This is a genomic window from Tahibacter sp., assembly GCF_032229445.1.
Lineage (GTDB): Bacteria > Pseudomonadota > Gammaproteobacteria > Xanthomonadales > Rhodanobacteraceae > Tahibacter.
The window spans coordinates 169,013-186,075 of the sequence record NZ_JAVTWC010000103.1; the positions used below are offsets into that span (position 1 = coordinate 169,013).

General features: G+C 60.7%; 6 protein-coding genes. All 6 read left to right on the forward strand.

From position 1 onward, the window contains the following. Positions 1-3 precede the first annotated feature (3 nt). The gene (locus RUU78_RS18360; protein ID WP_313918942.1) at positions 4-3,153 is read left to right on the forward strand and encodes an amino acid adenylation domain-containing protein; all 3,150 of its coding nucleotides are present in this window, start codon (positions 4-6) and stop codon (positions 3,151-3,153) included. Positions 3,154-3,195: 42 nt separating this feature from the next. Further along, positions 3,196-4,827 (forward strand): MBL fold metallo-hydrolase, encoded by a 1,632-nt coding sequence (locus RUU78_RS18365; protein ID WP_313918943.1) that lies wholly within the window; start codon positions 3,196-3,198, stop codon positions 4,825-4,827. Positions 4,828-5,222: 395 nt separating this feature from the next. Next, a complete protein-coding gene (locus RUU78_RS18370) occupies positions 5,223-6,089 on the forward strand; it encodes an acyltransferase domain-containing protein (RefSeq protein ID WP_313918944.1) in 867 nt (288 codons plus the stop codon). 145 nt (positions 6,090-6,234) lie between these two features. After that, entirely contained in the window at positions 6,235-8,784 is a 2,550-nt protein-coding gene (locus RUU78_RS18375; protein WP_313918945.1) for a PEP/pyruvate-binding domain-containing protein, read from the forward strand. Positions 8,785-9,237: 453 nt separating this feature from the next. After that, positions 9,238-10,290: an aromatic ring-hydroxylating dioxygenase subunit alpha gene (locus RUU78_RS18380; protein ID WP_313918946.1), complete on the forward strand. Its 1,053-nt coding sequence runs from the start codon at positions 9,238-9,240 to the stop codon at positions 10,288-10,290. 1,342 nt (positions 10,291-11,632) lie between these two features. Beyond that, on the forward strand, positions 11,633-17,063 hold a 5,431-nt coding region (locus tag RUU78_RS18385; protein WP_313918947.1), incomplete at its 3' end, for a beta-ketoacyl synthase N-terminal-like domain-containing protein.

Consider the following 17,063-nt stretch of genomic DNA (forward strand, 5'->3'; position numbering starts at 1 on the left):
GTGATGCATTCTTCTCTTCCCCTCGCTGATTTCCTGCACGGCCTGCGTCTGCGCCGGATTCGCCTGAGCGAAGCCAACGGCGAGCTGCGTATCGAGGCTCCGCCCGGCACGCTGCTGCCTGACGACGTCGCAAGCCTGCGTGCGCGCAAGGCAGAAATCCTGGCCAGCTTGCGCAGCCACGCGACGATCGGCGACAACATCGTGGCTGCGATCGACCGCGTCGCTGCCGATCGTCCAGATTCGATTGCCATTGCCGATGCGAGCCGAACACTGAGTTACGCCGAATTGGGCCAGCGCAGCGATGCCGTGGCCGGCGCCCTGGCCCAGCATGGGGCGACCCGCGAAACGCGTATCGGCCTGTGCCTGCCGCGCGGCGTCGACCGTATCGTGTGCCTGCTGGGCATTCTTAAATGCGGTGCGACCTACGCAGCACTGGACGATGCGTGGCCGGTGGAACGCCTGGCCCAGCTGGCCCGCGCCGGGGATATTCAGCTGCTGATCGCGGCACCTGCGGTGCTCGACGCGATGACGGCACTCGATGCACCGGTAGCGGCGCTGACGATCGACGACCTTACCAGCAGCGGTGCGCCGAGGCTGGCCGCGGAAATCCTGCCAAACCAGTTGGCCTATGTTGTATATACATCGGGCAGCACTGGCACACCCAAGGGTGTGATGATCGATCATCGCGCGCTGGCGTCCCTGGTCGCGTGGCATTGCGGGGAATACCTTGTCGATGCTTCCGACGTGCGTGCATCGCATCTGGCCGGCATCGCGTTCGACGCCCACATCTGGGAGCTGTTTCCATACCTGTGTACCGGCGCCAGCGTCCACATACCAGACGAGAACGCAAGGCTCGATCCGCGTGCGCTAGGGCAGTGGATGGATCGCGAGCAGATCACACATTGTTTCCTGCCCACGCCACTGGCCGAGGCCGTGCTGCAGTCCGGGCCGTCCTGGGGGCGTTCGCTGAAAGTATTGCTTACCGGTGGCGACGTACTTCGGTCCGGTCCGGACGAATCCGCGCCATTCCGGCTGTACAACCACTATGGGCCCAGTGAAGTCACTGTGGTCTCCACGAGCAGCCCGGTGGCGCCCGGCGAGGAGAGTCCGGCCATCGGAATGGCCATTGGTCCGGTCACCACGACCGTCGCCGATTCGCGCGGTGATCCGGTTCCGCCGGGCACGGTCGGCGAGCTGTATCTGGGCGGTGCTTGCCTTGCACGCGGCTATCTGAATAACCCTCGCGAAACCGCGCTGGCTTTTGTTCCCGATCCTGCAGCCGGGCCAGGCGCGCGGCGCTACCGTTCTGGCGATCTGGTACAGGTCCGCGCCGACGGCCAGCTGCGCTTCGTTGCGCGCACGGATGCGCAGGTGAAGATTCGCGGCATCCGCATCGAACCGGTCGAGATTGAACGCCGCATTGCAGCGCATCCGGACGTCGAGGCGGTCGCGGTGGTCAAGCACGAAAGCCGTGACGACTGTCTGTCGGCCTATTGCGTCATGCGCGAAGGCACCACGACAGACGGCGCCTTCGTTGCCGACTGGTCGGCTCTCTATGACGCAACCTATTCGCGTTCGACTGAAGCGGTCAAGGGCGCCAATTTCGTTGGTTGGCTCAGCAGCTTCGACGGCAGACCGATTGCAGCTTCGCATATGGAGGAATGGGCCAGCGAGACGACGGCGCGCATCGCGGCGCTCGATCCGCGCCGAGTGTATGAAGTTGGCGTCGGCACCGGCATTCTGCTGCATCGGCTGTTGCCGGCTGTTGCGCGCTACGACGGTTGCGATATCGCGCAACAGGCCATCACCGGTATTCGCAATGAACTCGGCGCTGACGCGGAAGGCAAGGTCTCGCTGACCCGGGCCGCGGCCGACGCCGCGCCGCTCGGTGTCAACGGCCCGTGGGATACGGTCGTGATGAACTCCGTCAGCCAGTATTTTCCCGATGAGGGGTACTTCGCGTCTGTGCTGACGCACTTGGCTGATCATCTGCAAGCGGACGGCCATTTATTCATCGGCGATGTGCGCGACCTGACCCTGGCACGGGCTTTCCATGCAGCCGTCGCGACGGCTGCGTCCAAGCCCGGCAGCACAGCTGCCGAACGTCGCAGCGCAGCTGAAACCGCGTTGGCACGCGAAAATGAACTGCTCGCCGCGCCGACGTTTTTCCTGCGCTGGGCGCAGCAGCGGGGCGGGGCGATGCGCGCGCTGATCCTGCCCAAATGCACCCAGGCACCTACGGAAATGACGCGCTTTCGCTATGACGTAATACTCACCGCGCGCGACGAATCGCTGCTGCACGACGCGCAAGTCTTTCATGCGGATGCAGCCGGTGACGGCGATGCCGCCCAAGCACTTATCGAAGAAGCCCTGCAGTATCCCGCCATCGGCGCCTCGATCGAGGGCATACCGCTGCGGCTCGTCCATGCAGACGTACAGGCGGCCGAGCACTTGTGGTCGGGCATCGAAACCAATGAACCAACGCAGGCCGGGCTGTCGCCCGCCGCCGTGATGCACCAGTTCGACGCCGCCGGCTGGCGCGCGCGCATCGTCGCGAACGGTCAACGCTCCGGGTGTTTCGCCGTGCAAGCGACGCGCTCGGATGCCTGGCCGGAATTGCCGACTGCTGTGCTGACGGAAGCAGCGCGCTGCAATACGCCAGCACGCACAACGAATCGGGAACGCACCTTGTCGGATCTGCGTGCGCAGCTGCGGCAAGACCTTCCCGAGTATATGGTTCCGTCGCACTTCATCGCTGTCGCCGCGCTGCCGCTTACCAGCAACGGGAAAGTCGATCGGCATGCCTTGGCACGGCAGGCGCTTCCGCAGCGTGACACGGATGCTGCGGCGCTGTCGCCGCTGGAGCGACTCATTGCCGGATGGTGGTCGGAGGCGCTGAACGTCCCCATTGTCGGACCAGGCGACAGCTTCTTCGACCTGGGTGGCCATTCCTTGCTGGCGATCCAGATGGTCGGAAAAATCGCCACCAGCACCGGTATCGAGATTCCAGTGCATATGGTGCTGGAGTGCCCAGTCCTGTCGGATTTCGCCCGCAGCCTGGCCGACTGGGTGGGCGGAGAAACCATCGTACAGCAGATGCTGGAACTGCTCGCGGCAGCGCCGCAGGAAAGCGCCGTTACCGAGCCGGCCTGACGCCGCAGTGATTACGGATCAAGAATCTTTTTTGGATTGAGTATGGCAATTTCTGATGCCCCGCTGTACCTGAAACCGTCCGTCCAGATGGAACCGCTGTTCAACAGCTGGTACGCCTGGGGCATGCTGATATCACCGGCAACCTCGGCAATGATCACCGCGAACCTGCATGTCCGCGTGCTCGAGTCCTATCTTCAGTTTCCGGACCTGCATCGACGCGCAGTCGCCGATCAGGCGATGAAGGGCGGCATGTTCATGGACTACGCGGGCGCCCTGGCACCCGTGCAGGCGCTGCTTGATCGGACTCGCGAAGGCTTGGCGGGACAGCTCGTGTTTGCCGTCGCCGTCAAGCAACTCAACGACCTGATGGCCGCGAAAACCGATGGCCAGTCGCTTGCGGGGCTATACGACAGCGTCCCCGAGCCGCTAAAGGGCTACGTGGAACTCGTATACGATCTTCACAGCCGGCCGGGTTTCCGGTTCGTGGAGGGCATGCTGTACGACAGCGCGCACTACGACGAATCGCTGCAATCAGTACGTTTCTCCGACATTGCAAGCGATGCCCGGCCGTTCGTGCTGAGCAGCCCTCGTTTTGCGAACTCGCACGATGTAGACCTGGCCATTCCGTTTCGCTCAGCGCTGATCGAACGGCTGACCGCGCTGCGGACGACGCCGGCCTCGCGCCCGGAAATCGCCCGTTGGCTGCAGGACGCTGGCGCGAATGCAGATGCGCAGCAGCGGTTCCTGGACCTGATGACCCACGTGCCACCGCAGCTGGACGCGCTGCGTCACTACGACGGCGACGGTGTCCGTGTGCGCTACTTCGGCCACGCCACGGTGCTGGTGCAGCATGCCGGCGTGTCGATCCTCATCGATCCGGCCATCAGCACCGCATCGGAAATCGGCGTCGACCGGTTCAGCTACTACGATCTGCCCGACGTTATTGACTATGTCCTGCTGACCCACAATCACCAGGATCACGTGATGCTGGAAACGCTGCTGCAACTCCGGCACAAGATCGGTTGCATCGTGGTACCGCGTTCGGCATCGGGGCCGCTGCAGGATCCGTCGCTGCGTCTGATGCTGAGAACGATCGGCTTCCGCAACGTGATCGAACTGGACGAGTTCGAAAGTCTGGCTGCAGGTGGCGGAGAAATCCTTGGCCTTCCGTTCTTCGGCGAGCACGCTGATCTGGACATTAGATCCAAGCTGGCCTATGGCATTCGTTGTGCCGGACGTTGGTTGGTTTTCCTCGCTGATTCAAACGCGCTCGAGCCGCGTTGCTACGCGCATATGCGTCGTCGAATCCGTGATGTGGATGTACTCTTCATCGGCCTGGAATGCGACGGTGCGCCGCTATCGTGGCTGTACGGACCGCTGTTTACCAAGCCCATCCCGCGCGCAGTCGATCAGTCGCGTCGTCTGAACTCGTCACACTGCGACTCCGCCCTGCAGATCATCGATCGACTCTGCCCGGCGTCGGTGTATGTGTATGCAATGGGGCTGGAGCCGTGGCTGGGCTATATATCCAGCATTTCGTATGCAGACGACTCTCGCCCGATCGTCGAGTCGAACCAGCTTCTGGACCGCTGTCGAGCGCGTCAGCTACCGGCCGAACGCCTCTACGCTAAGAAAGAGTTCGTGCTGAGCGCGGTCGTGCGCGACGAGATCTGAACCGCGTTCCAGTGGCGCTACAAAAATTGCGTACGCTACGTCGTTGATGTCTTCCCGGCACATTGGCGAGCCACGGATCAGAGCTTCTTTGGCCTGTGCGATACAACACTGCCACTGGGATTTTGACTGCGCGGCTTTGCATCGCCCGGCGCCTGTTGCAAGGTTGCAGCAGCCGGAAAAATGGGCAATTATCCGGCGTGTTTGGTGGATTTGACGGCGTCATTAGCCGAGCAGCTCCTAGCGCGAGTGTCGCGCGCGGCTGATTCCGCCGCCAAGCAGGTGCGCCCGCGTGTGTGTCGATGTGCAGCAGCAGAGCGACAGCCGATTCTCCGTTCAGGTTTGAGGACCCGGCGATTCGCGTCGCAAGCTGGCTTTTTGCAGGGAAGGGATTTTTGATGACAGCGTTGGTATTTCCCGGCCAGGGATCGCAGGCGCGAGGCATGGGAGGTCAGCTCTTCGACCTCGCCGAATACGGCGATGTCGAGAGTGAGGTTGACGGGCTGCTCGACTGTTCGTTGCGGGAACGGTGCACGAATGATCCGCACAATCGTCTCAGACAGACGCAGTACACGCAGCCCAGTCTCTACGTCGCCAGTTGCTTGCACCTGTACAAGGCCGTCATCGACGGCGTTCGGCCGACGACCGATGTTGCCGGCCACAGCGTTGGTGAGTACAACGCATTGGTTGCTGCGGGCATGTTCGACTTCATGACCGACCTGCGCCTGGCCGTGAAGCGGGGCGAGCTGAAGGCTCAGGTAAAAGACGGGGCATGGGCGCGGTCATCGGGCTCGATCACGACAGGATCACGGCGATCCTGCGCGACAGCGGTCTTCGCAGCGACGATGTCCCCCATTTCAATTCGCCAACCCAGACCGTCATTTCCGGTCCGGTCGCCGGGCCTGCCGGCGCAGGCTAGCGGCTCGAGCAGGTCGGAGCGCGAATGTACCTGCCGTTGCCGGTCAGCGAGGCATTTCACTCGCGCCATAGACGCGGCTACGCCGACCAGTTCGCCGAATTCCTGCGTTCATTCTCGTTCGCGTCACGACCCGGATTCCGGCTATCTCGAAAGTTACCGCCGAGCCATATCCGTCCGACGCGAGTCGATCAATTCCTTGCTCGTGCGGCAAGCCACCCGGTCGCTCGAATCAACGCAGAGCATCCGCTGGCTGCTCGCCCACCGCATGACTGATATTCGTGAAATCGGACCAGGCAACGTATTGACCGGTATGGTGCAGCAAATTCAGCACGAACCCGTCCATTAGTTCGTGCATAGTCGTGCGGACCGCGAACGAAGACACGCTGAATTGGTGCAACGATAAGTAGCTTGGCACCAAAACGACATCCTTCGGCGCGGCCTTGTGCCCGCCGTCGGGCAAACTGGTTTTCCCGCCAAGCAAAGTGGCCACAATGAGTACGATACTTGACTGGTCAGCCGCTGCCGCCGCTGACGCTACACGGGTCGGCGGCAAGGGCCGGCAGCTCGGCATGCTGGCTGAGCTTGGTTTCCCGGTGCCGCCCGGCTTTGTCGTAGACGCCGCGGCGTCCGCTGAACGCCAATGCGCAGACAGGCTGAGTGTGTCGCTAGTTTCCTCTCTAGCCGATGCGTTGGAATCCCGCGGCTGGGGGGATGTGCCGCTCGCGGTCAGATCATCTGCCTCGAGTGAAGACTCGATTCGCGCGTCCTTCGCGGGAATGTACAAGACGTGCTTGAACGTTCGCGGCCTCGCGAGGCTGGTTGATGCAACGCAAACAGTCCTGGATTCCTATTGGGCCCCGGCCGCTGCCGCTTATCGCGAGCGACTTGGACTGAGCAGCGAGTCTTCGGGAATGGCTGTGATCGTGATGCCCATGCTTCCTTGCGTGGCGTCGGGAGTAGCTTTCACCTGCGATCCCGTCGGCGGTCGTGAAGATCAGCTGATCATTCACGCAAATTGGGGCATGGGCGACAGTCTGGTGGGTGGGCTCGTCGAGGCTGATGAGTACCGCCTACAGGTTGGCTACCCTCACGAGAATCTTTCGCTTGTCGGTCAGATCTGTGGGTCGAAAGCCCGGATGACCGTACCGGGCAGCGATGGCGGCACCGAACTGGCGGATACTCCAGGCAGTCTGGTCTCCCGCTCGGTACTGAGCGCGACGCAGGCGGTCGCGCTCGGAGAGCTTGTCCGCGATCTCGCGTCCGCACTCGACTATTCCAAGCCGTTCTACGATGTGGAATGGGTTTGGGACGGCGATGCTTTCTGGATCGTCCAAGCGAGGCCTGTCACGGCGCGCAACCGGCAGACGTATGCAGCGCTCAAGACCCAGCCCACTGTCTGGTCGCGCGCCAACTCGAAGGATGTCATGCCAGATCCACTGCCAGCGCTGGACCTCAGCGTGTCGCTGCCGCTCATCAACCATATGCTGACCCGAAGCGCCGCGCGCGCGGGATATGCGACTCTCCCCGGTGTGCAACGCACAGCCACGCATCACGGCCGTGTCTATTTCGAGACTTCGCTACTCCAATGGGAGTCGTTCGATGGTTTTGGCGTGCCGCCGAAGGTATATAACCGCCTGCTGGGCGGCCATCAGCCGGAAATTTCGTTTCCTGCGCCCACGCTTGGCGAGCGCTTTCGCCGCGCGTGGCGCGGCATGCGCTACTTGCAGCGATCTGTGGGACCGCGACTGCGCGCAAAATCAGTCCTTGCGCAAGCTCACCAGGCAGCTGCCAATTGCCTGGATCGGCCGTTGCCTGACAGCGCAGCCGAGCTCGCGGAGCTACTACGCGTACAGGTGATCGCTACGCGCAGCCACGAAGATCTCTTGCTGTTACAGGCGTCCGGCAGTGCATTGCTAGTCCTGCTGGATTTGCTGGAAGGACATTTTCCGGGCGAAGGCAGCGCCATTACTGCGTCCCTCATGAGCGGAGGCGAGCCTAGCGTGACGGCTGCCCAGGCGCGCGAGCTGGTGCGGCTTGCCCGGATAGCAGGTGCGGACCCTGCCACCCTGGAGTGGTTGAAGGCGCCGCAGCGCGACGGACCCGAGTGGCGCCAACACCTGCGTCGAGATAGCGCTTTTGCTCTCGCTCTGGAGTCTTTCCTGAAGCGATATGGCCACCGTGCCGTTTACGAGAGTTATCTCAGTCGCCCGCGATGGTGCGAAGATCCAAGCTTCATCCTGGATGCCGTCGTCTCTTTGATCGGCTATGACGCCGAAGCAAGTCAAGATCAGAACTCCAATCACGCTGCGGTCCGCGAGCGCATTCGCAAGCAATTGCCTGTCTGGTACCGGCCATTCGTTCCGGTGCTCGTGAAGATGGCCATAGCCGAACGCAATATGCGTGAGGGTGCGCGCAGCGCTTTGACTGCCCAGTCGGGCGTAGTGCGGCGTCTGGTCCGCGCTTTGGCAGACAAATGGGTAGATATCGGATGCTTGTCATCTGTAAATGACGTTTTTCATCTGACGCTGTTTGAAATGCTGGCGTTGGCCAAAGGCAGTATGGCTACGCTGTACGCCCAACAGCGCGTTCTGTTGCGTCGTCGCCAGTTCGACGCATTTGCATCGGAGGAGGCGCCCGAAGTCATTATTGAATCCGGTGGTGCAATTTCACCGGGCGGTCCGCTCACTCCCACCGCGGAGCCTGGTGCCAACGAGTGGCAGGGGGTTGTAGTTTCCAGTGGGGCCGCAAGAGGCGTTGCGGTTCTTGCTCATCACCCGAGCGAAGCGCTGAACCTGGAAGCCGGGTCAATTCTCGTGGCGCCGGCAACCGATCCCTCGTGGACTCCTGCCTTTTTCAAGGCAAGTGGCATCGTGATGGAAACCGGTGGCTACCTTTCGCACGGCGCGATTGTCGCCCGCGAACTCGGCATTCCGGCAGTCGCGAATGTTCCGGGTATTCTGAGGGCGATCAGGAGCGGCGATCATCTGGAAATTGATGCGAGCCGCGGCCTCGTCAGGCGTGTTGTACGTGGCAACTCCTGACATGAGGCTTGCCTGTTGGGTTGAGCTCTTCGACGTGAGGTTTCATCCTCGCCGGTGCGAGCGAATCTCGCCCGCATGCTCAGCGACCATGGGCGATGCAAAACCTTCGATGGGGCTGCTGACGGCTACAGGCGCGCGAAGGCGTGCCAGCCACCATCTCACGCATCCGAGTCAGGGTGCGCATCGCCGATTCGTTCATGTTGATCACCAGGGTGGGATGATCGACTGTCAGCCAAAGGCGTTACTGCCCCTGTATCCACGCACGCCGCGAGCGGAGCCGCTGAGGCTCACAGGAGTCCAGGGTTGTCAACGCGGCGAGGGTTAAATTACGCTTCGTTCGAGCCACACTTTGACTCGCGGACAGGTGCCGTCGCTAGGCGGTATCGCTCAGAACATCGGCACTTCCTAATTTCAGCCATGACATTGAGCTCCATACAATGGGCATGATCCGGCTTGGACGTTTTTGAGGGCGCGAAATTGTTTGTCAAAGACTGCTGGTATGTGGCTGCGTGGGGTCATGAGATAGTTGAGAAGAGTTTGTATGCAATCTCGATAGCCAATGAGCCGATTGTCATTTACCGAAAAGGGAATGGCGAACTGGTCGCCTTAAGGGATCAGTGCTGTCACCGGCTGGCTCCTTTGTCGCGTGGGCAACTGGAAGGCGATCATTTGAGATGCATGTACCACGGTCTAAAATTCGCTTCTGACGGAAGGTGTGTGGAAATTCCGGGGGAAAAGAAAATTCCCGATCAGTTCCGCGTCCATTCCTATCCGGTGGTCGAAATGCATAGCTGGGTGTGGATATGGATCGGCGACCCCGCGACAAGCAAGTCGCACCTGATACCGCCTGCCATTGGGCTCGAGGATCCGCAGTGGTCTCTCAAAGCCGGATCTATGGACTACGCCGCAAACTACCTGCTGATTAACGACAACCTGCTTGACCTCTCTCATGTGGCTTACGTGCACCACAAGGGCCTGAGAGGAGACGGCGAGCTGCAATTCCCCGTAAGAATCTCGAAGCTGGAGCGAGGTTTGAACATCCAGCGATGGCGCCTGGATCAGGATTCGGCGAAGTATATCCCGGGCTCTGTCGGCGGGGTGCACGACGAGTTTCTTTGCTACGATTTTCTGATGCCAGGAATTTTCCTGATGTATAGCGGACTATTCGAGCGTGGCACGGCTGTGCGCTGCGACTTCGGGAAGCCTGATGAGAAATTCGAGCCAGTCCACGCTCAGCTCAGCTCTCAGGCGGTGACAGGGCTGACTGATGGTTCGTCGAGATACTTTTTCTCAGTTGGAGCGCGTCGAAAAGAACACGATCAGCATCCGGGCTTGGTGGAGTTGTTGTGGAATCTGACATGCCGCTTCTTTGCTGAGGACAAGGAAATGATTGAAGCGCAGCAAAAGAGCATTTTGGCAAACCCATCCGGGCAGATGAACTCGATCGCGAGCGACCGTGGGCCAGCGATGATGCGGCAGATAATGGATAAGTATATGAATGTGTAAATTGTGTTTGCTCCTGGCGCGTTCATTCAGGCTCGCCAGCACGAAATCTTCTGTCAAGAGTGCTCTGCCTGATCGGTTTCCATATGCGATGAGTCGCCACAGCCGGGCGCGACGCCTTGCGTGAAACGTGGCGGCGGATGCGCGGAGTTCGCTATGGGGGCGGCCGGTAGATCCTGCCGGTGACGATCGAAGTACGACGGGATGGAGGTATCGGACCTGCAGCGCATGCCAGAGTTGGAGCAGGACAACGCCCGGCTCATGCACGTGCATACGGGACCGAGCCTGGGCCATTCGATCCTGAAGGGAGCGCTGACAAGAAATTTCTGACGCCGGGACAGTGCACGCGCGGTGTAGCGCTGAGCGATGCGGAACAAGCGGATCGGCGAGCGTGCCGCATACTTGAGCAGAAGTACAGCAACAGCGACGGGCACTGCGTGAGGGCGGACTGTGGCAGACAAGGGCATTGCATAGCGCCCGCCGGAGTCGGCCGAGGCGCATCCAACCTCGGGTTGCCCGCGGTTGAATCGACGGCTGCGGCGGGAAGGTCATGTAGTCAATCACAAGAGAATTCGGCGCCTGCACGTCGGGCATCGAGGGACGCAACGTCGTTGCCGTCGACGGCGCCCCTTCGAGAGCGAGATCCCAGCCCTGCTGCAACCGGGGAACCCACCGCCTGCTGGTCGATGAACTTCATGCACGACACGCTGACCAATGGCCGCATATTACGGACGTTCAACGTGATCGACTACTATGCGCGTGACGTATTGGCAATTGGGTCGGCTTCAGCATCGGTGGTGCCCGCATCGTTTGCGTGCTTGAGCATCTATGCGCGTGGCACGGTAAGCCGACGAGGGTTCGAAGCGGCGACGGCCCATATCCCGCAGCCAGGTCGAGCAAATGTGGCACAAGACCAACCAGGCGGTATGGCATCTTGTCGAACCTGGCTGTCCTGCGCAGAACGCCTGCATCGAGTGATTCGACGGCACGTGTCGCGCCGAAGTGCTCGAAGCGAAAGGCTCCCTATACTCGATCATGCCCGGCTGCAAACAGCACGCTCGATGCCGATCTACAGCGAACAACGGTCCCACAGGTCCATCGGAGAACTGACTCCGATGGTCTTCAAACATCCATGGCAGGAACGTCAGTCTCAACTTTGGATTCGGTAGCGCTTGAGGGATATTGACCCCGGCATGCCGTGAAATCACCGACTGGCATGCGTGGAACACGCAGTCTGAAATCGGAAAACGGGTCTTTCACAACGGGAAAGGCTTCGTATCGTGTCAATGCCGACTGCCATGCGCCCGCTTGGCCCAGTACTGGAACATTTGCAAGGGATGTGAAGATGCTTGAGTTACTGAACCGGTACTCACACGGGTTGGCCGTTGCGCCCTTGGTTGATGCCCTCAGAAGGCGCGGCTGCCTGCAGGCCATTGCGGACTCCATCGTGGTTCAGCCAGCCCTGCTGGCCGAGGCGTTCCGCATCAATGACGGCTATCTCGCGGTTGCGCTGCGTATGTTTGAATCCTTGGGCTGGCTCAACGCCATCGGTGACGGTAGCTACGAGCACACCCCCGCATTCCGCGATGTGGACATTATTCCCGACGATGTGATGGCGATGTACGGCCTTCCATTCGAGCAGTATGCGTTGGCCGACGATCCGGCACTGCTGGGTCCCTGGCTAGAACGTTCGAAAAGGCGCTGGGGTAGTGAGCACGAGTATCTGGCTGACTATCTCGACGGAATATTCGTCATCCCGTTGCTGCTCGCCCTCAGGCAGAACGAGAACGTGCGGGTCGTAGACCAGGACTGTGAAGGCCGCAAGGTATCTGTGCTGCATCTGCTGTTGGGAACGCGCGCCAGGGCCGAGATCGAGTCGCTGTTCTGTTCCAGAGGTTGGGCAGATCTCGGGAAGGATGGAACTCTTGTACTGACGAGCGCCGGGGACTACGTTTGGGGGCGGATCAATATCACGGCGGCCTTCGCTTCCTACAGGCCCATGTTCCTTCGCGTGGAAGAGCTGATGTTCGGCGATCCGAAGGCCGTTTTCGCGCACGGCGATGACGGGCACGAACAGCATCTCGACCGTGCCCTGAACGTGCTTGGCAGTGGCTTCCAGCACGAAAAGTACTTCGCGGACCTGAGTGCACTCATCGTTTCTGTTTTCGACTCGACCGCGTTGGCCGAGCAGCCGAAGTACATAGCGGATACCGGATGCGGGGACGGCTCGCTGCTGCGGGAAATATATGAAACGGTAAAACGCAAGACGCTGCGCGGCCGTTTCCTGGATCGCTACCCACTGGTGCTGATCGGCATCGACGCCAATACAAAGGCGCTGGAGGCGACAGAAAGAACACTGCAGAACTACGAGCATGTCACGCTCACCGGCGATATCGGCGACCCCGCTGGGATCGTCGCGGCACTCGCCGACGCCGGCATCGAGATCGAAAGCACGCTGCATGTTCGTTCGTTTCTCGATCATGACCGCACCTATCGGCCTCCGCTTGATAGTGACGGCGTGGCCCGTTGGGAACGAATTCCCGTTCATGGTGTTCACATCGACGCCGACGGCAAGCTGATTCCGCCAGCGATGGTTGCGCAGAGCACGGTTGAGCATTTGCGCCGCTGGTCTGATGCGGCTGGCCGTCACGGATTGGTGATGCTGGAGGTTCATTCCCTGTCTGCGGTGACCACTGCCCGCTTTCTGGACGAAGCGGAGAACCTGCACTTCGATGCGTATCATTCGATGTCGCGGCAATTGCTGCTTGACGCCAAGACCTTCGTGATGTGCGCCGCGCAAGCCGGTTTGTTCTGCGAGACCCGTACCTGGCGTCGGTATCCCAAGAGGCTTGCATTTGCGCGAATCGGTTTGAATCTCTTCAAGCCACGGGCGTTCTCGCTTCGCCGTGCGCTGGCCGAGGATGTTTCACAGATCGAACTTCTCGATCATAGCTGGAGCGCAGAGGCCGGGCTTGGCGGAGCTGTGCACGGCGCCGCGATAGGGCATGCCATTGATTGCTTTGCGGATGGACAATTTGTCGTCGTTGCCGATGGACAGATAGTCGCGGCTGCCTCTTGCATGCGCGAGTCCGGGCACCGCGCGCCGCAGAAGAACGAGTCATGGTCGCGGTCGCGTGCCGCTGCCGAAGACCCTGTTCGACTGGTGGCCGTGAGCTGGGCAGGCTCGGCCGGGTCGGACATCGTGACGGTACTGGTCGACTTCATCGAGCAGTATTTTGCATTCGACGGCTGTGGTATCGACAAGACCGCGATCGACGAATGCAAATCGATAGCGGTGTTTGGGTCGAGCTTGAATTCGGAGAACGGACGCAGGGTGTCGAGGAGTGTGCGGCGACTGAAGGCGGTCATCGGGATGGCGCCCGGGCTTGATCCGAGTCAGGCGGAAGCGGAGCTTGCGGAGTTCGTGTTGCGTGGAATCGTTTCCGCGTTGCAACGTGTGGGCGTGTTTCGCTCCGCTGGTGAATCGTACGAATTGGAGCGGTTTCGCGCGTTGGTGCGGCTTGCGCCGAAGTACGAGCGCTACATCGATTCGCTATTGAATCGATTGCGTGTGAGAGGGCTTGTGACGATCGAGGAGGGGCGAATCACACCTCACTCGTCGATTGGGGAATTTGCGCTGCTTGATCCCGAGTCTGAGACATTGGAGTTCGAGCGGGCGTTTCCCGTTCGTCACCCGCATTTTTCGCAGGCGCTTAAATTCGTTCTGCCTTTTCTTCGAGAATACACCCGGATCATCAGCGCTGAGGTAGATGCAGCCGCGGTGATGTTTGCGGACGGCAGTATCGATCGCTTTGGTGGAATATTTCAGGGCGAACCCGCATCGGAGTACCTCAACAGACTCGTCGTCGAAGCGGTGGCCAGCTACGTGCACGAGAAGCTGGCTTCGGCCGACCCTTCGAGCCCGAAGCAGAAGATTCGCATTCTCGAAGTCGGTACGGGCTCCGGCGCAACTGCAAATGCGCTTCTTCGAACGCTCGGACAACAGCCCGAGCATGTGGACCTTTGCCTCTCCGACATCTCGCCAGCTTTTCTCCGATACACGCAACGGCGCTTTTCCACAGCCTATCCCTGGGTCACGTACAAGGTATTGGATATCGGCAACGATGTAGTTGCCCAGGGAATGGAGGCTCATTCGTGGGACATCATCGTCGCCGGAAACGTGCTTCACGACACCCGGAATATCGTATTTACGCTAGAGCAGACACGCCGTTTGCTTAAAGCCGGAGGGCTGCTCGTCGCCAACGAGTACACCGAGGTCAAGGAGTGGCATTTTGCAGGCGGAGCGCTGCTGCATGGCATGTGGCTTTTTGACGATCCTGAAATGCGCCTGGACCAGTTTTGCCTGTTGGGAGTTGCGCAATGGAATCGTGCCATGTCCAGGGCCGGCCTCGTGCCGCTGGACGCACTTGCGCTGCCCGCGCAATCGATAGTCGGAAAGTGCGGGCAGTGCGTGCTTCTGGCCGAAGCGCCAGCGCATGCCGCAGCCGAGCTGGAGCAGGTTGGCGCGCCGACGCCTGAAGTAGTACCGGTGCCGGCGACGCTACCGGTTGCCGACGATCCGGCAAAGCCGCGCTCGATCGACGACCTGGATCACAGCGCCGTTGAGCTGGCCGTGGCGGTGGAAGATCAGGTGCGTTCCCTGCTTGGGGCCGAGCGAAGCGACTGCTACTCCGCATCCAGGCCTCTCATGGAAATGGGGCTGGATTCGGTCGAACTGGTCGAGTTGAAGAGCCTGCTCGGCGCTCGTTTCGGCATCGCGCTTCCGCCTGCATTCCTGTTCGAATGCGAAACGACCGAAAAACTCATTTCGGGGCTGAAGGCGCGACTGCGGTCAGTTGGAAATGTATCTATTACGGAAAACGTCTCACCGCAGGCGTTCAGCGACGCTCACGTAGTCGCCGAGAGGGATGCTCACGTAGGCGCCGTGACGACGTCAGCCCGCCCTGCATCGGTTGGGTTTCAGCCTCGCTCAGGCAGGGCCGTGGCAGTGGTCGGTGTTTCCTGTAGGTTTCCCGGTGGAGCGAGTTCTCCAGCCGAGTACTGGAGTCTGCTCAGCAGCGGTCGGGAAGCCGTAACAGCGGTCAATGGTCGCTGGCAATGGCCGACCTTGGTCGATCTGCAAGGCAAGCACTGCGCGATCGACCAGATTGGTCAGTTGTGGTGCGTCGACGAGTTCGACGCGCAGTTCTTTCATATTTCGCCGCGAGAGGCCGAGCTCATGGATCCGCAGCATCGATTGCTGCTGGAGCTGAGCTGGGAAGCGCTGGAGGATGCAGGCTATGCGCCGGCGCGCTTGAGGGAGGAAAGCGTCGGCGTATTCATCGGCGTTTGCCACGATGACTATCGCGATCTCCTGGCAAGGCTGTCGACATCGGTCGATGCCTATGTCGGCTCCGGTAGCGCTCGTGCGGCCATGGCCAACCGGATATCGCATTTCTACGATATCAGTGGCCCCAGCCTTTCGATCGACACGGCGTGCTCAAGCTCACTGGTTGCGTTGCACTATGCTGTGGAATCGATCAATAGCGGCGAGTGCGCGCAAGCCCTTGTCGGGTCCGCCAATCTGATTTGTTCTACGACGAACAGCCTGGCGTACCACTCCGCGGGCATGTTGTCGCGCTCCGGCGTTTGCAGTGCCTTCGACGCCAGCGCGGATGGATTTGTGCGTGGCGAAGGCGGTGCCATGTTGCTGCTCAAGCCGCTGGAAATGGCGGTTGAAGCGCGCGACTCGATCTACGGCCTGGTGATCGGTACTGCTGTGGGGCACGGTGGCCAGTCCGCGTCGCTGACGGCTCCAAAGCCGGCATCGCAATCTGCGGTGATCGAGCGCGCCATCCGCAGGGCGGGAATCGATGCATGCACCGTGCAATACGTAGAGGCTCATGGAACCGGAACGACGCTGGGTGATCCGATCGAGATCGCCGGGCTCGTCGAAGCGTTCAGTCGGCTACGTGCGGGGCAGCGAGCGGATCGGGACGGATTCCGCTGTGGAATTGGTACGGTCAAGCCAAGCATCGGACATCTGGAGGCCGCGGCGGGCTTCGCCGGGTTGATCAAAGTCTTCCTCGCCATGCGAAATCAGCTGATGCCGAAGACGTTGAGATTCAATCGCCTGAATCCACACATCGATCTCGCCGGGACGCCTTTCCACATCGTTTCGGACGACGAGCCTTGGAAGTGTTTGCTGGATGACAGTGGTACGCCCATCCCGCGCCGGGCGGGGGTCAGCAGCTTCGGCTCAGGTGGCATGAACGCGCACGTAGTGGTCGAGGAATATTGCGTGCCGCTGACGCAGCACCTGACGACGCCTACGGCGTCTCTCGTCGTTCTGTCTGCGAGAACGGCGGAGTCTCTGGACAAGCAATCTCGGAGGCTGCTGGCGGAGATTGCATCGCGTCGTTTCACTGATCGACAGCTACCCGATCTTGCCTACACGTTGCAGGTCGGGCGCGAGCCAATGGAGCATCGCCTGGCATTCGCTGCTTCTTCGATCGATGAGGTGATTCGCAAGCTGACGGGTTTCGTCGAGTGCGGAACCTCGTCGTCTGCAAGGCTTGGAATTCACTTGGGCAACGTGAAGGAGAGCCGCGAGATTATGGCTGTCCTGAACGAAGGTTCGGGACTCGATATTGGTATCTCCGCCGCCGTTGCCACAGGCAAGTACACGAAGCTGCTGGAGCTATGGGTCAGGGGTTTGTCATTCGACTGGGAAGCGCTGTACGTGGGTTGGGCGGTTCGACCGCGGCGGATGTCGT